This window comes from Pseudoduganella sp. jia 12 (assembly GCF_055502675.1).
Genome location: NZ_JBUXKP010000002.1, coordinates 323,178 through 340,096, shown reverse-complemented (window position 1 = coordinate 340,096; position 16,919 = coordinate 323,178). Strand labels below are relative to the sequence as shown.

Here is a 16,919-nt window from a genome sequence, read left to right as displayed (position 1 = left end):
GGCGCCTCCGGATCAGATGCGGGTCAGATGCGCGACAGCCGGTCGAGCGCCAGCGCCAGCGTTTCGTCGCGCTTGGCGAAGCAGAAGCGCACGATGCCCGATTCCTTCGCCTGGCGATAGAACGCCGACACGGGAATCGCGGCCACCTTGATCTCGCTTGTCAGCCATTCCGCGAACGCCGCCTCGGGCATGGCGGAAATGGCGCCATAGCGCACGCACTGGAAATACGTGCCGTCCGCCGGCAGCAGTTCGAAGCGGCTGCCGGCCAGCCCGGCGCGGAACAGGTCGCGCTTTTTCTGGTAGAACGCCGGCAGTTGCTGGTAGGGCGCCGGATCGGCCAGGTAGCCCGCGATGCCGTGCTGCATGGGTGCGTTCACAGAGAACACGTTGTACTGATGGACCTTGCGGAATTCCCGCATCAGCGACGCCGGCGCGGCCACGTAGCCGATCTTCCAGCCGGTGGTGTGGTAGGTCTTGCCGAAGCTCGAGACGACGAAGGTGCGCGCCGCCAGCAGCGGGTGCCGGCTCATCGACGCATGCTGCTGGCCGTCGTACACCATGTGTTCGTACACTTCGTCCGACAGCACCAGGATTTCCGTGCCGCGCACGATGCCGGCCAGCGCTTCCAGGTCGGCTTCGCGCAGCACGCTGCCGGTGGGATTGTGCGGCGTGTTGATGACGATGAGGCGCGTATTCGTGGAGACGGCGGCCTGGATGCGCTCCCACGGCACGTGGTAGCCGGCATCGTCGAGCACCATCTGCACCGGCACCACGACGCCGCCGGCCAGTTCGACGGCCGGCATGTAGCTGTCGTAGGCCGGTTCGATGACGATCACCTCGTCGCCCGGGTGGACGACGGCCAGGATCGCCGTCGTCAGCGCCTGGGTGGCGCCGGCAGTCACGGTGATTTCGGTGTCGGCATCGTACGCATGGCCATACAGCGCGCCGATCTTGGCGGCGATGGCCTGGCGCAGCGCCGGCGTGCCGGTCATCGGCGGATACTGGTTGTGGCCGGCGCGCATCGCCTCGGCGACCAGGTCGACCAGGCGCGGGTCGCATGCGAAATCGGGGAAGCCCTGGCCGAGGTTGACGGCATCGTGCTGGGTCGCCAGCGCCGACATGCGCGTGAAGACGGTGGTGCCGACGGCGGGCAGGCGGGTCGTCAGCGAGGGCGTGACGGCATGCTGGAAGGGACTGGTCATCGATGGCTCATGGTCGGTCGGTTCGGATTGCGCGGTGCGGATTATTCTAGCGCAGCACCTGCCGGCGCGGGGAGAACCCACTGTTCCGGCGGCATCACGGCGAACATGCCGGCATTGCGCAGGCGGCGGGCCAGCTTCAGCAGCGCCTTGTCCTTCGTGATCAGCACCTGGGCACCGGCATCGCGCGCCAGTTCGAGGAACTTCTGGTCGTCGGGGTCGGTGCAGACGGGCAGGCGCACGCCCGACTCGGGCGGCGCCACCACCTTGATCAGCTCGTCGAACCGGGCCGCGCTGGCCGGGCGCGTGGAATCGTCCAGCGGCAGGTGCGGGTAGTGCAGCACGATGCGGTATTCGTCGCGGCAGTCGGCGCGCGTGACCGCTTCGACGGCCCCGCCCTCGATGGCCGCCAGCAGGGCGGCCCAACGGGGGTCGTGGAAGACGAACAGGTCCAGGCACACATTGGTGTCGATGACGATGCGCTGGGGTGCGCCCGTTGCGTCGGCGGGCTTGATGTCAGCGGGTTCGACGTCGGCGGGCTTTACTTCGGCTAATGCGGGTATCATGCGGGAAATTATTTTTGAGTGAACCAGTTTCGAATCATATGCTGATAGTGCTTTCCCCCGCAAAGAGTCTCGACCTCGACACCCCTCCCACCACCGACATCGCCACCCGCCCCGCCTTCCTCGACCATTCGGCGCAGCTGATCGGGCGGATGCGCGAATTCTCGCCGCACGAACTGGCCGAACTGATGGACCTGTCCGATGCGCTGTCCGCGCTGAACGTGGGCCGCTACGCTTCCTGGACCATGGATACCACGCATGCGCGCCAGGCCGTGATGACGTTCGACGGCGATGTCTACGACGGCCTCGACGCGCGCACGCTGTCCGCGCCGCAGCTCGACTACACGCAGGGGCGAGTGCGCATCCTGTCCGGCCTGTATGGCCTGCTGCGGCCGCTGGACCTGATCCATCCGCACCGGCTGGAAATGGGCACGCGGCTGAAGAACCCGCGCGGCAAGGATTTATACGCGTTCTGGGGCGACCTGATCACGCAGGAACTGAACGGTGCTGTCCGGGAGCAGGGTGCGCGCTGGCTCGTCAATTGCGCATCGGAAGAGTATTTCAAGTCGGTACGGCCGGCAAAGCTCGACGTTCCCGTGATCACGCCCGTGTTCGAGGAGTACAAGAACGGCCAGTACAAGATCATTTCGTTTTACGCCAAGCGGGCGCGGGGCATGCTGGCCCGGTATGCGGCCGTGAACGGGATCACCGATCCGGAAGCGCTGAAGCACTTCGATGCGGACGGCTACGCGTTCGCGCCGGACGCATCGAACGACGCGCGGTGGGTATTCAGGCGGAAGGCGGCCTGACGCTGCCAGGCCGGGACGCCGTCCCGGCCCTTGCAGGCAGGCTTACGAGGCGGACCAGAACTTCCACCACTTGCGCTCGGGCTTCGGCGCGCCTTCGTCGAGGAATTTGCTGGACGGGAAATTGAGCTTGAAGACGCGCATCGCGTCGTCGCGCAGGGCCACGTTGCCGAGCTTGTCGTAGCTGCGCACCATGATCCACAGCGCTTCCTCGATCGCCGGCGAATCCGCGTATTCGCGCACGGCATCCATCGCGCGGTTGGCGGCGGCCAGGTAGGCGCCGCGGCGATAGTAATAGCGCGCCACGTAGACTTCATACGCCGCCATCGCATTGATCAGGTATTTCATGCGGTCGATGGCGTCCGGCGTATAGCGGCTTTCCGGGAACTTGTCGACCAGCGCCTTGAAGGCGGCAAACGCTTCGCGCGTCGCTTTCGGGTCGCGCTCGGCCGGATCCTGCTCGTACACGAAGTTCAGCAGGCCGATCTGGTCATTGAAGTTGATCAGGCCGCGCAGGTAGTACATGTAGTCGACGTTCGGATGATTCGGGTGCAGCTTGATGAAGCGCTCGACGGCGGCCAGCGCCTGGGCCTGGTCCTGCGCCTTGTAGTAGGCATAGGCCACTTCCAGCTGCGCCTGCTGTGCGTACACGCCGAACGGGTAACTTGCTTCAAGGCGGTTGAACAACTGGATTGCCCGCTCATAATGCTGTCCGGCCAATTCTTCCTTGGCCTCCGAGTATAATTTCGAAGCGGACCAGCCTTTGGTCTCATCCGACTGTTCCGGTAACAGGCTGCAAGCCGAGAGACTGGCGAATAGCAAGGATGCTGCGACTACCTTCAATTTTTTTTGCATGTTCTCGTGCAAGAAGACGTTTAAACAAGATACGACCTGGCTGATTATAGCCGATGGGAATGCTGTGATATTGAATCCTGAGCCGAATCCGGCCGAACACCCCCTTGACCACGACCTGGACACCGACTTCGAGCCCGACCTGCTGGCCGACGATGTCCTCGGCGACGAAGCCGCCGGCTTCGCCGACCCGCTGGCCCCGATCGAACTGCACCTCACGCCCGACGTGTGCGGCGACCGCCTCGACAAGGTGATCGCGAAGCTGGTGCCGCAATTCTCGCGTGGCCGCCTGCAGAGCTGGATCGAGGAGGGCTTCGTCACCGTGGACGGCAAGCCGGCCAAGGTGCGCGCCACCGTGTATGGCGATGAAAAGATCGTCGTGCTGCCGCAGGCCGCGCCGGAAGACGTGGCGTTCGCGCCCGAGCCGATCGACGTCGACGTGGTGTTCGAGGACGAGCACCTCATCGTCATCAACAAGCCGGCCGGCCTCGTCGTGCACCCGGGGGCCGGCAACTGGTCCGGCACGCTGCTGAACGGCTTGTTGCACCGCTGGCCGCAGCTGGGCGGCGTGCCGCGCGCCGGCATCGTCCACCGCCTGGACAAGGATACGAGCGGCCTGATGGTCATCGGCAAGGACCTGCCGACGCAGACGGATCTCGTGCGCCAGCTGCAGGCGCGCACCGTCAAGCGCGAGTACTGGGCGCTGGCATGGGGCACGCCGCGGCTGTCCGGCACGATCGATGCGCCGATGGGGCGCCACCAGCGCGACCGCGTGAAGATGGCCGTGTCGACCGGCTTCGGCGCGAAGCCAGCGATCACCCATTACGAGCGCCTGGCGTCGGGCGAGCTCGATCGCCGTCCCGTCAGCCTCGTGCAATGCCGCCTCGAAACGGGCCGCACGCACCAGATCCGCGTGCACATGGCGCACCTGGGCTACCCGCTGGTGGGCGACTACGTGTACGGCAAGCCGCACCTGACCGGCGTGTTCCACCGCCAGGCGCTGCAGGCGCGCCGCCTGGGCCTCGTGCATCCGGCCACCGGCGAACCATGCGAATGGGAGATCCCGCTGGCCGACGATTTCCGCGCACTGCTCGAGCAATGCGGTATCGACGAGGCATCGCTGCACAAGGCGCCGGACGACGGCGCGTTCGACGACGACGACGATTACGACGACGAATGAGCGCACCGAACGTGACCCAGTGGCTGGTTCCCGACTGGCCGGACCTGCCATCGGGCGTCGGGGTGCTCTGCACGACGCGCCGTGGCGGCGTCAGCGCCGCGCCCTATGACGACGGCCAGGGCAAGGGCGGCCTGAACCTGGGCACGCACGTGGGCGACGTACCCAGGTGTGTCGAACGCAACCGCGATATCGTGCGCGCCGAACTGCCCGCCGAGCCGGCCTGGCTGACGCAGGTGCATGGCACCCGTGTGCTCGACGCGGGCACGGTGCACCACGATGCCGCACCACCGATCGCGGATGCCAGCTTCACGCACGAGCGCGGCGTGGTCTGCGCGATCCTCACGGCCGATTGCCTGCCGGTGCTGCTGTGCGATGCCGAAGGGCGCATGGTCGGCGCCGTGCACGCCGGCTGGCGCGGCCTGGCCGACGGCGTGCTTGAAAGGACGGTGGAATCGATGCGCGAGGCGGGCGCCGGCGAACTGATGGCGTGGCTGGGCGCCGCGATCGGCCCGAACCGGTTCGAAGTGGGGCCGGACGTGCTGGATGCCTTTTTGCGCCGTCCCGGCGTGGACGAAGCGGCCATCCGGAGCGCCTTCGCGCCATTCGGTGCAAAACCAGGTAAATATTTTGCGGACCTGTATGCGCTGGCCCGCATCGCATTGGCCGGGGTGGGTGTGCGCCGGGTGTGGGGCGGCGACTTCTGCACCGTGTCCAATTCCGGTCGCTTCTACTCGTACCGGCGCGACGGCGTTACGGGGCGGCAGGCCAGCCTGATCTGGCTGAAGTAGCCGCGGGCAAATGAGTCAGCGGTCGCGGGCAGCCGCTGCGGCGGCCTGCTGCGCGCGTTCCTCCTGCCGCTTGCGCTCTTCGCGCCGGCGCCGGCCGATGCGCCGGAAGCCGCCCGTCACATAGAGTAAAATTGCAAGGGGGATAACGCAGTACAGCAGGAAGGTCATGACGCCTGCGACGACCGTCGGCTCGGTCAGCGACATCAGCAGCACGACGTAAATCCAGGCAAGAGCAACGATCAGCATTGGTAGTTTCGGTTGGAATCACAAACAATTCTAAATGGAATATACATGAACATGCCCGACGCGCAGACACTGGCCGGCTGGATGGACCCCAGCCAGTGGAAATCCTGGATGCCCAATCCCGACGCCCTGGCGAACATGCCCTTGCCCGGTGCCGCGCTGTTGCGCGAAGCTGGCGCCACGGTGAAGCCCGACGTCCTGGAAACCCTCAAGAACGAATACATGGCCGAATTGGGAGCGCTGTGGCAGCAGCTCCTGGAAGGCAAGACGCCCGCGATCCGCGACCGGCGCTTCGCCAATCCGGCCTGGACCGCCAATCCCGTCACGGCCTTCAGCGCGTCCGCCTATCTGCTGAACGCGAAGTTCCTGCTGGCGATGGCCGATGCGGTCGAGGCATCGTCCCAGCAAAAACAGAAGATCCGTTTCGCCATCCAGCAGGTGGTCGATGCGATGTCGCCGGCGAACTTCCTGGCCACCAATCCCGAGGCGCAGCAGGCGCTGCTGGAATCGAAAGGCGAAAGCCTGACCCGCGGCCTGAAGAACATGCTGGCCGACATGCAGAAGGGCCATATCTCGCTGTCCGACGACAAGGCGTTCGAAGTTGGCCGCAACCTGGCCACGACGGAAGGCGAGATCGTGCTGGAAACGCCGCTGTTCCAGCTGATCCAGTACAAGCCGCTGACGGATACGGTGCGGCAGCGGCCGCTGCTGATGGTACCGCCGTGCATCAACAAGTATTACATCCTCGACCTGCAGCCGACCAATTCGCTGGTGCGCTATGCCGTCGAGCAGGGCAATACCGTGTTCCTCGTTTCGTGGCGCAATCCGGATGCGTCGATGGCGAAAACGTCGTGGGACGATTACACCGAGCAGGGCGTGATCCGGGCGATCCATGCCGTGCAGGAGATCACAGAGGAAGACACGGTGAACCTGCTCGGCTTCTGCGTGGGCGGCACGCTGCTGTCGACCGCGCTGGCCGTGCTGGCCGCGCGCGGCGAGCAGCCGGCGGCCAGCCTCACGCTGCTGACGACGTTCCTGGACTTTTCCGATACCGGCGTGCTGAGCGTGTTCATCGACGAACCGCAAGTGAAGTTGCGCGAGCAGGCGCTGGCGAACGGCGGCCTGATGCCGGGCCGCGACCTGGCCAGCACGTTCTCCAGCCTGCGCCCGAACGATCTCGTGTGGAACTACGTGCAGTCGAATTACCTGAAAGGCAACGACCCGGCCGCCTTCGACCTGCTGTACTGGAATTCCGATGCCACGAACCTGCCGGGCCCGATGTTCTGCTGGTACCTGCGCAACACGTACCTGGAAAACAAGCTGAAGGAGCCGGGCCGCCTGACGGTGGCCGGTGAAAACGTCGACCTGACGACCATCCGCGCGCCCGCGTTCATCTATGGCTCGCGCGAAGACCATATCGTGCCGTGGACGTCCGCCTATGGCTCCGTGAACATCCTCAATCCGGAGCAGCGCGAAGCCAACCGCTTCGTCCTGGGCGCATCGGGCCATATCGCCGGTGTCATCAACCCGCCATCGAAGAACAAGCGCAGTTACTGGGTCAACGATGAGCGGCCGGAAGATGCGGACGCGTGGATGGCGAATGCCGTCGAACACCCGGGCAGCTGGTGGCCGCTGTGGGCCGCGTTCCTGGCCGAGCACGGCGGCAAGGATGTCAAGGCACGGGCGCAACTGGGCAGCGCGAAGTACAAGCCGGTCGAGCCGGCGCCGGGGCGTTACGTCAAGGAAAAAGCTAATTAAGAAGGGAAATGACCGCCGCCTGCCTGCCCCAGGCGGGAAGGCGGCCTGGCACTTGTTTTCGTTGCGTTGCAATAAACGCTCTTTCTACCTGTATATTTCCTGCCGACTTCGCCGATTCGCCCCGGTTTCTGAAAAGGATGCGTACATCGGGACAATCTTTCACTCTATAATAGGGTGAGCAGGGCTAGTGAAAGCGAACTCTACGTTCGCTTTTTTTTCGCGGCCTTTTTTTCGAAGTTTATGAGCAATGCGCTGCGGCGCAAAAAACGGAACTTGTGATGAGTAGTGTAAAGAAAACTGCCGAACGCCTGATCAAGAAGTATCCCAACCGCCGACTCTACGATACGCAGACCAGTTCCTATATCACGCTGACCGACGTAAAACAGCTCGTGCTGGACAGCGAACCGTTCACTGTGGTGGATGCGAAGTCGAACGAAGACCTGACGCGCAGCATCCTGCTGCAGATCATTCTCGAGGAAGAGGCCAGCGGCGTACCGATGTTTTCCACCGACGCGCTGTCGCAGATCATCCGCTACTATGGCCACGCGATGCAGGGCATGATGGGCTCCTACCTGGAAAAGAACATCCAGGCGTTTACCGACATCCAGCGCCGCCTCACCACCGGCGCCGTGAACTTCGACGGCAAGACGTTCAGCCCCGAGATGTGGACCCAGTTCATGAACGTGCAGGCACCGATCATGCAGGGCATGATGAACAACTACATCGACCAGAGCAAGAGCCTGTTCGTGCAGATGCAGGAGCAGATGCAAAACCAGAGCAAGAACCTGTTCGGCGCCTTCCCGTTCGCCGTGCCGCCGGTGACCCCGCCGACGCCCACCGACAAGAAATAAATCTTCGCGGCTGCGGTTTGCGCAGCCCGCATTGCCCAACAGCGATGTAGCACGCCGGTTTCCAGCGCCCCCGCCCGGGGAGATGACGCTGGCACCGCCTACGCCATGTTCGTTGGCGCTGTCACCCGAACCGTAAGCGCACAGCCTGCACTGTCCAGACACTGAGCGGCGCGGCGGAAAACCGGTGTCGACCGTGACACCGGTTTTCCGCACACCGAAAAATCAGTGCCCCAGCAGCCTGCCGAATTCCTCGGCCGGCAGCGGCCGCCCGTACAGGTAGCCTTGCCCTTGCTCGCAGCGCAGCAGCTTCAGGAACTTCGCTTCCTCTTCCGTCTCGATCCCTTCGGCCACCACTTTCAGTTCCAGGTTGTGCGCCAGCGAGACGATCGTCTGCACCATGCCCATGTAGTTGGCGTCCTGCGTCATCTTGATGACGAACGAGCGGTCGATCTTCAGCACGTCGACCGGCAGCGTGACGAGGTAGGCGAGCGACGAATAGCCGGTGCCGAAATCGTCGATGGCCACGGGCACGCCGAGGTCGCGCACGCGGGTCAGGATATCGACCACGCGCCGCTGGTCCGATACCAGGCTGCTTTCCGTGACTTCGATCGACATCGGTTTCAGGTGCGCTTCGGCGGTGTTCAGGGCGCGCTCGATGTCGTCGAACAGCGAATCGCAGCGGAACTGGGCCGGCGCCACGTTGACGGCGATCTGCGGCGGCTTCAGGCCCGCGTCGTGCCAGGCGCGCCAGTCCTCCATCGCGCGCTGCATCACGTTGCGGCCCACCTGGGTCACGAGGCCGCTGCGTTCGAGCACCGGCACGAATTCCGTTGGCTGGATCAGCCCGCGTACCGGGTGGCGCCAGCGCACGAGCGCTTCCGCGCCGGCCAGCTTGCCTGTCTTGAGATCGATCTTCGGCTGGTAGAAGTTGACGAACTCGTTGCGCTCGATCGCTTCGCGCAATTCCGCTTCCAGGCTGATCTGGAGGGCCTGCGCATGGTCCGCGTCGCGGTCGTAGAAGCCGATCTGTTCTTCCTGCCCGCGTGCGCCCGCCAGCGCATCCCAGGCCTTGACCAGCAGCTCGTCGGCGCTGGTGCCGTCCTCCGGCAGCATCGCCGCGCCCACGTTCACGTTGCACCAGATCTTCTGCTGGTCCACCGAGTACGACCCTTCCAGCATCGGGATGATCGTGTTGCGGGCATAGGCGCGCGGCGAGCGCTCCTCGTCCACGGGGTAGAACAGCGCGAAGCGGCCGATACCCACGTGGGACAGCGCCATGCGGTCCGCGACCGTGTCGCGCAGCCGTTGCGCCACCTGCCGCATCAGGCCGATCGCGGCCGCGTTGCCATAGGCGGAACTGATCTCGTCGAAGCGGTTGATGTTGATGAGCAGCACGGTGCCGCTGGCATTGACCGCGGCCAGTGCGGCAATCTCCTCGTCGAAATGCAGGCGGCTGGGCAGGCCGGACAGCGCATTGGTACGCGCCAGCCGGAACAGTTCCTGCGCATTGATCAGGCGCTCCAGGCCAAAGCTCAGTTCGTTGCCGAGTTCGCCCGCCCGTTCGCGCCAGAACTGGTCGAAGAACTCCGGCCGGGGCGAGTAGAACGACACCACGCCCCAGCACTTGCCGTTGACGAGCAGCGGGATCGTCATGCACGAGCCCACGCGCGGGTCGGGGCTGGCCAGGTTGTTCGAACATTGCAGCTGTCCGGTAGTCACGGCTGTGGCGGCCAGTTCGGGCTGGCAGTAGTCCGCCATGACGCTGCCTTGCGTGGCGCCGCTCTGCAAGTCGCGCCACTGGCGTTCGGTGCCATCGCGCGAGGCCGACGTGAACAGTTCCAGGCTGCCCGCGCTGTCGTCGAGGCGGCTGATGTCCACGATCTCCAGGCCCGGCTGCTGGCAGGCGAAGCGGCATGTGTCCAGGCACAGCGCCTCCAGGGTCTTGGCGCGCGTGATGATCGCGGACAGGCGCGACAGCAGCACATAGAAATGGTCGTGCCGGATCAGCGCCCGTTCCTTTTCGACCTCGGTGGTCATGTCGATCGCGGAGCCGCCCAGGAAAGGCTCGCCATCCACATCGATCGGAAACTTGTGGACCAGCCAGTGGCGCGCGCCATCGTGCGACGTTTCCATCGTCTTGATCGTTTCGCCGTTTTCCAGCACGGCGCGGTCCTGTTCTTCCAGGCTGTGGCGGATGTCTTCCGGCCAGAAGTGGCTGTCGTCCTTGCCGACGACGGTGGGGACGCCAAAGAAACCATGCAGCGCCGCGTTGCCCATCACGTAGCTGCCGGTGCGATCCTTGATCCACAGCGGCGAGGGGGAGTGTTCGGCAAAGCCCGACAGGAAGCTCTCGGCGCGTGCCAGTTTGTTCTTCAGCGCCTGGCAAGCCGCAGCGGTGGCGGCAAGGTCGGCCAGCGCCTGGCGTTGTTCCGCACTCGCGGTCGGCGGCGCGCACGCGAGCAGGGTGCTTTCGTCGGCCAGCGCCTGCGGCGGCACGCTGCCGCCGCACAGGTAGCCGGCAAGCCGCACGAGTTCCGGCGGGAAGCTTGTTTGCTCGCTCAGTTGCTCGCTCAGTTGCTCGCTGGCGGCAGGCAGCGCCTGTTGTTCCTGTGGGGCGATATGGTTCATGGTCGGTGTCGTTACGCGTCGCGCCGTCATGCGGCAGGCAAGCGTCAATCGGTAAGCTTGAACTTGAGCTGGATGGTCAACGCGCCGTGCAGGCGATCCTTGTACTTCGGTACGATAGCAAAGTTCACTCCCACTCGTTCGTACTCCACGCTCACCACGGGAAGCAGTGCGGGGAACCAGCCGCCGTCGCGATGTTTCGGATAGCCGTCGAACGCGCCCACGACGGCGCCCAGGCGCAATGGACCGAGCGAAAAAGGCTGGTAGTACACGCCGACATAATTCGAGATCGCCCGGTCGCTGTTGCGGAACCGCCCTGCGGTGGCCGACGCCACGGTGGAAAAACGGTATTCTGCGCCAATGCCGGGATTGGTATCGTCCAGCCCTTTGTCGCGGTCGAAGTGATACGAATAAAAACCGGGATTGACCCACAGTTCGCTGCGCGGCTGCGACTCGATGACGCCGAACGGATTGGCCTGCGCCCCGGCCTGCGCGAGCAGCAGCGCGACACCCAGCATTGCGTATTTCATGCCATTTTCCCTTGATTGTTAATAGCGCGGCAATTATAGCGACAGCTCAAGCATTGCACACTCGCTCCGATGGGGTGCGTACGCGGTTGATCTGGATGGAGTAATTGCTGTTTAGAAATTGACTGCTTTTGGGCAATGCTCGACAGTAAGCGTCCCACATGACAGGGAGTCTGAAATGAGAAAGCAAACCATGGTGATCTGCGCCGCCGTCACGGTTTTGTCCGCCTGCGCCTCGACGACGAAACCCGGCACGGTCGGCGTCCAGCGCCAGCAGCTGATGCTGGTGTCGGCCGAAAAAGTGGAGCAGATGGCGCTGGTGAACTACACCCGGCAAAATCGCGCCGCGCAGGTGAAGGGCAAACTGGTAACGAAGGGGGCCGAATATGAACGACTCAAGAAGATCGCCGCGCGCCTGCAGGCGCAGGTGACGGCCTTCCGCGACGATGCCGCGACATGGCACTGGCAGCTCGCACTGATCGACGCGCCCGTGATCAACGCCACCTGCGCGCCCGGCGGCAAGATCACGTTCTACACGGGCCTCATCCGGCAATTGAAGCTGAACGACGACGAGATCGCGATCGTCATGGGCCACGAAATCGCCCTTGCGCTGCGCGAGCACGGCCGCGAGCGCGTATCCCGCGCCTATGCGCAGAACGCCCTCACGACGACCGCGCTGATGGCGGCGCCGAACAGCCAGGCGCAGGTCGAAGCGGCGAACACGGTCGCGCACTTCCTGTACATGTTGCCCAATTCGCGCCAGAACGAATCGGAAGCCGATGCGATGGGGCTGGAACTGGCGGCGCGTGCCGGCTACAAGCCCGATGCGTCGGTGACCGTGTGGCGCAAGATGCAGGCGCTGGCCGGCAAGTCGGGCGAGGGCAGGCAGGCCGAGTTCACGTCCACCCACCCGTCGAACGAAACCCGGATCGGCGAGCTCACGGCGATGCTGCCGAAGGTGGCGCCCCTGTACCAGGCGGCGCCGAAGAAGTAGATCCCTGCAGCCGCAGCTCCCAGTAGCCCACATCGAGCCAGCGGCCGAACTTGAAGCCCACCTCACCGAAGTGGGCAACTTTCACAAAGCCCAGCTTCTCATGCAGTGCCACGCTGGCCTCGTTCGGCTGGGCGATCCCCGCGATCGCCAGGTGGCAGCCTTTCGCGCGGAGCAGTTCCAGCAAGCGCGCAAGCAGGGCGCCGCCGAGGCCCCTTTGTGTATTTCCGTAGGCGAGGTACACGGACGTTTCGACAGAGAACCGGTACGCGTGCCGCACCCGCATTGGTGTCGCATAGGCATAGCCGACGATCGTGCCGTTCTCCTCTTCGCATACCAGCCACGGCAATCCAGCGGCCTGCACGGCGGCGATGCGCTCCACCATCGCATCGGCGGACACGGACGTTTCCTCGAAGCTGATCGTGGTGTCGGCGATATAGGGATTGTAGATGGCGGCAATGGCCGGCGCATCGTCGGGGCGGGCGTCGCGGATCAAGTTGGCTCCGTGCTGTGATGGAAGGCGACCATAATGCGCGGCGCCGATGCCGTCAATAGCGCTACGATGCCTTCTTCGAGACGGGGAGCGACGCGATGAAACGATATCTGCTGTGGTTGCCGCTGCTGGCGGCCGCACCGGCTGGAGGGCAGGCGATGGAAGATGTCGAGGGCGGCGTGAGCATGCAGCTGGCGCTCGAAGCGCCGCCGGCGCCGGGTGTGGTGCGGCTGCAGGTGGTACTGGAAAACCACGGCGACCGGCCGGCACTGGTGCCGCGCGCGGTGGCCTCGATGGACCAGCTGCTCGGCAACGTGTTCACGGTGAGGAATGCGGCCACGGGCGAGCCGGTGCCCTACGTCGGGCCGATGGTGAAGCGGGGGCCGCTGACCGCCGCGGATTACCTGGTCCTGGAACCGGGCCAGCACCACGAACACGTGATCGACATCGGTCCGGCCTATGGCTTCCGGCCGGGTACGCATGCCTATGCAGTGTCGTACACGGGCCATTACGTCACCGACGCCGGCGCGCTGGCGGAAGCGGGGACGAAGGCGGACGCAAAGGTGGGCACCCCGCGGCTGCCACTGGCCGCGCAGCCAGTGACATTCCGCCTTTCGCGGTGACGGCTAGCGCATGATGCTTACCGCAGCGCCGGCGTGTTTTCGCCGAAGTATTCGTGCGAATCGGCGTTGTCGACGGCGCGCGCCGGGTTTTTCCTGGCCAGCGATGCCGCGGCGGACTGGCCGTACGCCCAGTCGTCCGTGCCGGCCACCACGTTGAAGTGGCTCAGTTCGTGCACGAGCGTGCCGCCCTTCGAGTCGGTGCCGGTCAGCGGGGCGCTCCAGAACGCATTGCAGACATAGATCTTGTAGGGCTGCGTCGGATACACGTAGGCGTAGTAGCTTTCCTTACAGCTGCAGTCGACGGACACGGGCTTGTTGTCGAGCGCATCCTTGATGGCCGTGAAATGCGCTTTGACGGTCGCATACCGGGAACTGTTGTAAGTGCCGAACCACGTCGTGTAGCGGGATCCCGCCGTTCCCGCGCCGAGATAGGCGGTCGCACCGTTGGCCATCGTCTTCGCCGCACTGAACGCGGAGGCGATCGTGGACTGCTGCGAGGCGCTGCACTGGCTGTACGACAGGCTCGCTTCGCCGATCGGCACCGGCTGCGGCGGTTTCTGGTAGCTGCCTTCGATCCATACCTGCACGGCACCGGACTGCAGGTAGTCCTCGTCGCCGGCTGCCTTGCCGGCGTCGCCGTCGGGCTGCCCGGCCGTATCCCGGGCGATGCGCGCCCGCTCCAGCACGTCGGGCGCATGGGTGCGGAAGCGGATCGCATAGTCGCCCGTGGTGGAAAGGTCGTAGAGCGCTGTCAGCTCGACCGTGGCCGAATAGGATTTGCCGGGCTGGAGGACCACGTAGTCCGCCGCGGTGGGCGCCGGCCGCTTCACGTGCCGGCCTTCATAGTGCACCGGGATGCCGTCGCGGGTGATCTCGAACAGCGACTCTTCGATCGCGCCGAACGGCGTGTGCCATTTCAGCATGCGTTCCGGCTTGTCACCCGTGTTGGTGAGCGTCACGCGCACGACCAGGTCGTCGCCCGGGCCCAGCGATTGCCTTGCCACGTCGATATTGGCCACCACGGCCGCCGCAGCCAGTGCCGATACGCTCCATGCCGCCAGGGCCACGCCGCCCAACCAAACGAATTTCCGCATTGCCGACTCCTCATGTGAAGTGAATGACACACCGGCTCGTGACCGGCGTAATGCATCCTCACACGGCCATTAAAGCCGAGTCAACATTGTTAAATCGTGTGTGGTGGCCGATCGCGTTCAGTGCGGCGGGCCAGCAACAAAGCTGTGCGGGCGCTGTGCGGAATCGGGACAAACCGCTGCAAATGTTAAATTCTGAACATCCGCAGCGATGTCCGGCGGCTTTCGGCGGCGGCTGGCGGCCCCGGATCAGGCCCGGGGACGCTGCTTGTGGAACACCATCGGGCTGTAAGGCACGGCCGATGGCGGCAGCGAATGCAGGATCCCCGGCTTCATCGCGCCGACGACGTGCATCTCGCATGGCTTGCAGTCGAAGCGCAGCGTGTAGGTCTCGCTGCCCGAGACAAGCGTCATCGGCTCCGCCTTCACCTGGCCCTGCACGCCCTGCACACCCTTGGCCTGCTTCGGGCACAGGTTGAACGAGAAGCGCAGGCAATGCTTGGTGATCATCAGCGGCACTTCGCCCGCTTCCTCGTGCGCCTCGTAGGCCGCGGCGATCATCTGCACGCCATGCTTGTGGTAGAAGGCGCGCGCTTTCTCGTTGTAGACGTTGGCGAGATAGGTCAGCTGCGTATCCGGGTAGACGGCCGGCGGTTCGGCGGGCGCCTTGCGGGGCGGGCGCTCCCACGCGTCGAGGCGTGCCGCTTCATGTGCTGCAATCGCATCGCGGCGCAACGCATTGATCGCGCCCGATGGCACGAACCACGGTTGCGAAAGCTTCAGCGCCACCTCGCCGGCCTCGAACATCGTGTTGCCCAGCTTGCCCAGGCTGGTGCGCAGCGCCGTTTCGGCCTGCGCGGCCTGCTGGGCCGGCTGTAGCGCCAGCGCGGCGGACGTCGCCGACGTGATGCCGTCTTCGTCGGTCACCGTCAAGGTCAGTCCGTCGGCACTTTCGGACAGTGCCAGTTGCACGCCCACCTTGCGCTCCGACGATTTCTTCGCCAGCGCCGCTTCCCACTGGTGGTCGCGGTTGCGGTGGACCTCGGTGCCCACCTTCAGGCCCGCCAGGGTGGCCATCGGCTCGTTGGGGAACACGCGCCAGCGCTGGCCTTCGCCGTCCTCGCCCAGTTTCTGCACCGTATTGGCCTGCACACCGGCCGAGTTACGCTTGACCATGTAGTTCAGGCCGTCGCCATTGGCCATCGGCGCATCGGTGAGCAGGTCGAAGTGGTCGCCGCCCAGCTTCGTCACGGTACCGAGCTTGACGCCCAGGTACTTCGGCGAATCGAACGCGCCGATATCGTCCTGGCGGCCGCCCGCAAAATAATCGGTATGGCCGCGGTGGAAGTTCTTGTCCACATCCGGCGTAAACAGCACCTGCGTGCGGCCGCTGGAGGCGCGCACGAACTCGGGGCGGCGCTCCAGGAGCTCGTCCAGCAGCAGCCGGTAGTGGGCCGTGATGTTCTTCACATAGCCCATGTCCTTGTAGCGGCCCTCGATCTTGAACGAGCGGATGCCGGCATCGACGAGCGCTTCCAGGTTGCGGCTCTGGTCGTTATCCTTCATCGACAGCAGGTGCTTGTCATAGGCGACCACGCGGCCCTGGCCATCCGTCAGCGTGTAGGGCAGGCGGCATGCCTGCGAGCAATCGCCGCGGTTGGCGCTGCGGCCGTTTTCCGCATGGGAGATATAGCACTGGCCCGAGAACGCCACGCACAGCGCGCCGTGGATGAAATATTCGAGCGGCGTGTCGACCTCCGCGCGGATCTTCCTGATCTGCTCGATCGTCAGCTCGCGCGCGAGCACCAGTTGCGAAAATCCCACATTGCCGAGGAACTTGGCCCGTTCCACGCCGCGGATGTCGCATTGGGTGCTGGCATGCAGCTGGATCGGCGGCAGATCCAGTTCCAGCAGCCCCATGTCCTGGATGATCAGCGCATCCACGCCCGCTTCGTACAGTTGCCAGATCTGCTTGCGGGCCAGATCGAGTTCGCTGTCGTGCATGATCGTGTTCATCGTCACGAAGATGCGTGCGCGGTAACGGTGCGCGAAGGCGGTCAGCGCGGCGATGTCTTCCAGCGGGTTGCTCGCATTGTGGCGCGCACCGAAGGCCGGGCCGCCGATATACACGGCGTCGGCGCCATGCAGGATGGCTTCGCGGCCGATCTCGGCGGTTTTGGCGGGCGACAGCAGTTCGAGTTCGTGGGCAAGGAGAGACATGACGGATCCTGGGTGAAGAGACGGTAAGCCTGGGCGAAGGGGCAGATTATAGCTTTGCGGACTGCGCCTGTCATGGAAGGCCGGCGCAGCCGCCCGACCGGAGCTTAGC

General features: G+C 64.8%; 16 protein-coding genes. 7 read left to right on the top strand and 9 right to left on the bottom strand.

What is annotated here, in order from left to right:
- Positions 1-23: 23 nt before the first annotated feature.
- Both ACY65G_RS04565 and ACY65G_RS04560 read right to left on the bottom strand, forming a co-directional pair.
- Positions 24-1,202, bottom strand: coding sequence for a pyridoxal phosphate-dependent aminotransferase (locus ACY65G_RS04565; protein WP_464996170.1), 1,179 nt, complete (start codon positions 1,200-1,202; stop codon positions 24-26).
- Positions 1,203-1,243: 41 nt separating this feature from the next.
- Positions 1,244-1,765: a putative toxin-antitoxin system toxin component, PIN family gene (locus ACY65G_RS04560; RefSeq protein ID WP_464996169.1), complete on the bottom strand. Its 522-nt coding sequence runs from the start codon at positions 1,763-1,765 to the stop codon at positions 1,244-1,246.
- 38 nt (positions 1,766-1,803) lie between these two features.
- On the opposite strand from ACY65G_RS04560, the gene yaaA reads away from it, so the two are divergent.
- The gene (gene yaaA, locus ACY65G_RS04555) at positions 1,804-2,571 is read left to right on the top strand and encodes a peroxide stress protein YaaA (RefSeq protein ID WP_464996168.1); all 768 of its coding nucleotides are present in this window, start codon (positions 1,804-1,806) and stop codon (positions 2,569-2,571) included.
- Between the two features lie 42 nt (positions 2,572-2,613).
- Here yaaA and ACY65G_RS04550 read toward each other — a convergent pair whose 3' ends face one another.
- Complete coding sequence (locus ACY65G_RS04550) at positions 2,614-3,423, bottom strand: outer membrane protein assembly factor BamD (protein WP_464996167.1); 810 nt, start codon at positions 3,421-3,423, stop codon at positions 2,614-2,616.
- A gap of 64 nt (positions 3,424-3,487) precedes the next feature.
- Here ACY65G_RS04550 and ACY65G_RS04545 point away from each other — a divergent pair, with 64 nt between their 5' ends.
- Both ACY65G_RS04545 and pgeF read left to right on the top strand, forming a co-directional pair.
- On the top strand, positions 3,488-4,600 hold the full coding sequence (locus tag ACY65G_RS04545) for an RluA family pseudouridine synthase (RefSeq protein WP_464996166.1): 1,113 nt from the start codon (positions 3,488-3,490) through the stop codon (positions 4,598-4,600).
- Positions 4,597-5,388: a peptidoglycan editing factor PgeF gene (gene pgeF, locus ACY65G_RS04540; RefSeq protein WP_464996165.1), complete on the top strand. Its 792-nt coding sequence runs from the start codon at positions 4,597-4,599 to the stop codon at positions 5,386-5,388. The genes ACY65G_RS04545 and pgeF overlap by 4 nt, the downstream gene beginning before the upstream one ends.
- 15 nt (positions 5,389-5,403) lie before the next feature.
- Here the strand turns inward: pgeF and ACY65G_RS04535 are convergent, their stop codons facing one another.
- Entirely contained in the window at positions 5,404-5,634 is a 231-nt protein-coding gene (locus ACY65G_RS04535; protein ID WP_464996164.1) for a hypothetical protein, read from the bottom strand.
- A gap of 45 nt (positions 5,635-5,679) precedes the next feature.
- Between ACY65G_RS04535 and phaC the strand changes: the two genes are divergently transcribed.
- Positions 5,680-7,389, top strand: coding sequence for a class I poly(R)-hydroxyalkanoic acid synthase (gene phaC / locus ACY65G_RS04530; protein ID WP_464996163.1), 1,710 nt, complete (start codon positions 5,680-5,682; stop codon positions 7,387-7,389).
- A gap of 278 nt (positions 7,390-7,667) precedes the next feature.
- Positions 7,668-8,240: a polyhydroxyalkanoate synthesis repressor PhaR gene (gene phaR / locus ACY65G_RS04525; protein ID WP_464996162.1), complete on the top strand. Its 573-nt coding sequence runs from the start codon at positions 7,668-7,670 to the stop codon at positions 8,238-8,240.
- A gap of 222 nt (positions 8,241-8,462) precedes the next feature.
- Here the strand turns inward: phaR and ACY65G_RS04520 are convergent, their stop codons facing one another.
- Together ACY65G_RS04520 and ACY65G_RS04515 are read right to left on the bottom strand one after the other, a co-directional pair.
- Positions 8,463-10,868 (bottom strand): bifunctional diguanylate cyclase/phosphodiesterase, encoded by a 2,406-nt coding sequence (locus tag ACY65G_RS04520; protein ID WP_464996161.1) that lies wholly within the window; start codon positions 10,866-10,868, stop codon positions 8,463-8,465.
- A gap of 44 nt (positions 10,869-10,912) precedes the next feature.
- Positions 10,913-11,395 carry a hypothetical protein gene (locus tag ACY65G_RS04515; RefSeq protein ID WP_464996160.1) on the bottom strand — a complete coding sequence of 161 codons (483 nt, stop codon included), beginning with the start codon at positions 11,393-11,395 and terminating at the stop codon, positions 10,913-10,915.
- A gap of 175 nt (positions 11,396-11,570) precedes the next feature.
- Between ACY65G_RS04515 and ACY65G_RS04510 the strand changes: the two genes are divergently transcribed.
- Positions 11,571-12,386: a M48 family metallopeptidase gene (locus ACY65G_RS04510; RefSeq protein WP_464996159.1), complete on the top strand. Its 816-nt coding sequence runs from the start codon at positions 11,571-11,573 to the stop codon at positions 12,384-12,386.
- Here ACY65G_RS04510 and ACY65G_RS04505 read toward each other — a convergent pair.
- On the bottom strand, positions 12,331-12,879 hold the full coding sequence (locus ACY65G_RS04505; RefSeq protein WP_464996158.1) for an arsinothricin resistance N-acetyltransferase ArsN1 family B: 549 nt from the start codon (positions 12,877-12,879) through the stop codon (positions 12,331-12,333). The two genes, ACY65G_RS04510 and ACY65G_RS04505, sit on opposite strands and share 56 nt — an antisense overlap.
- A 95-nt stretch (positions 12,880-12,974) precedes the next feature.
- Between ACY65G_RS04505 and ACY65G_RS04500 the strand changes: the two genes are divergently transcribed.
- Positions 12,975-13,499 carry a hypothetical protein gene (locus tag ACY65G_RS04500; RefSeq protein ID WP_464996157.1) on the top strand — a complete coding sequence of 175 codons (525 nt, stop codon included), beginning with the start codon at positions 12,975-12,977 and terminating at the stop codon, positions 13,497-13,499.
- A gap of 17 nt (positions 13,500-13,516) precedes the next feature.
- Here the strand turns inward: ACY65G_RS04500 and ACY65G_RS04495 are convergent, their stop codons facing one another.
- Together ACY65G_RS04495 and ACY65G_RS04490 are read right to left on the bottom strand one after the other, a co-directional pair.
- Positions 13,517-14,593, bottom strand: coding sequence for a M35 family metalloendopeptidase (locus tag ACY65G_RS04495; RefSeq protein ID WP_464996156.1), 1,077 nt, complete (start codon positions 14,591-14,593; stop codon positions 13,517-13,519).
- 246 nt (positions 14,594-14,839) lie between these two features.
- Positions 14,840-16,810, bottom strand: a complete 1,971-nt coding sequence (locus tag ACY65G_RS04490) for a peptidase U32 family protein (RefSeq protein WP_464996155.1) — start codon at positions 16,808-16,810, stop codon at positions 14,840-14,842.
- Between the last annotated feature and the right edge of the window lie 109 nt (positions 16,811-16,919).

Excerpts from the sequence above, each read along its gene's own strand:
- pgeF (WP_464996165.1), top strand. The coding sequence starts at position 4,597 with ATGAGCGCACCGAACGTGACCCAGTGGCTGGTTCCCGACTGGCCGGAC.
- ACY65G_RS04515 (WP_464996160.1), bottom strand. The coding sequence starts at position 11,395 with ATGAAATACGCAATGCTGGGTGTCGCGCTGCTGCTCGCGCAGGCCGGG.
- ACY65G_RS04510 (WP_464996159.1), top strand. The coding sequence starts at position 11,571 with ATGAGAAAGCAAACCATGGTGATCTGCGCCGCCGTCACGGTTTTGTCC.
- phaC (WP_464996163.1), top strand. The coding sequence starts at position 5,680 with ATGAACATGCCCGACGCGCAGACACTGGCCGGCTGGATGGACCCCAGC.
- ACY65G_RS04490 (WP_464996155.1), bottom strand. The coding sequence starts at position 16,810 with ATGTCTCTCCTTGCCCACGAACTCGAACTGCTGTCGCCCGCCAAAACC.
- ACY65G_RS04560 (WP_464996169.1), bottom strand. The coding sequence starts at position 1,765 with ATGATACCCGCATTAGCCGAAGTAAAGCCCGCCGACGTCGAACCCGCT.
- phaR (WP_464996162.1), top strand. The coding sequence starts at position 7,668 with ATGAGTAGTGTAAAGAAAACTGCCGAACGCCTGATCAAGAAGTATCCC.
- ACY65G_RS04565 (WP_464996170.1), bottom strand. The coding sequence starts at position 1,202 with ATGACCAGTCCCTTCCAGCATGCCGTCACGCCCTCGCTGACGACCCGC.
- ACY65G_RS04535 (WP_464996164.1), bottom strand. The coding sequence starts at position 5,634 with ATGCTGATCGTTGCTCTTGCCTGGATTTACGTCGTGCTGCTGATGTCG.
- ACY65G_RS04550 (WP_464996167.1), bottom strand. The coding sequence starts at position 3,423 with ATGCAAAAAAAATTGAAGGTAGTCGCAGCATCCTTGCTATTCGCCAGT.
- ACY65G_RS04500 (WP_464996157.1), top strand. The coding sequence starts at position 12,975 with ATGAAACGATATCTGCTGTGGTTGCCGCTGCTGGCGGCCGCACCGGCT.
- ACY65G_RS04520 (WP_464996161.1), bottom strand. The coding sequence starts at position 10,868 with ATGAACCATATCGCCCCACAGGAACAACAGGCGCTGCCTGCCGCCAGC.
- yaaA (WP_464996168.1), top strand. The coding sequence starts at position 1,804 with ATGCTGATAGTGCTTTCCCCCGCAAAGAGTCTCGACCTCGACACCCCT.
- ACY65G_RS04495 (WP_464996156.1), bottom strand. The coding sequence starts at position 14,593 with ATGCGGAAATTCGTTTGGTTGGGCGGCGTGGCCCTGGCGGCATGGAGC.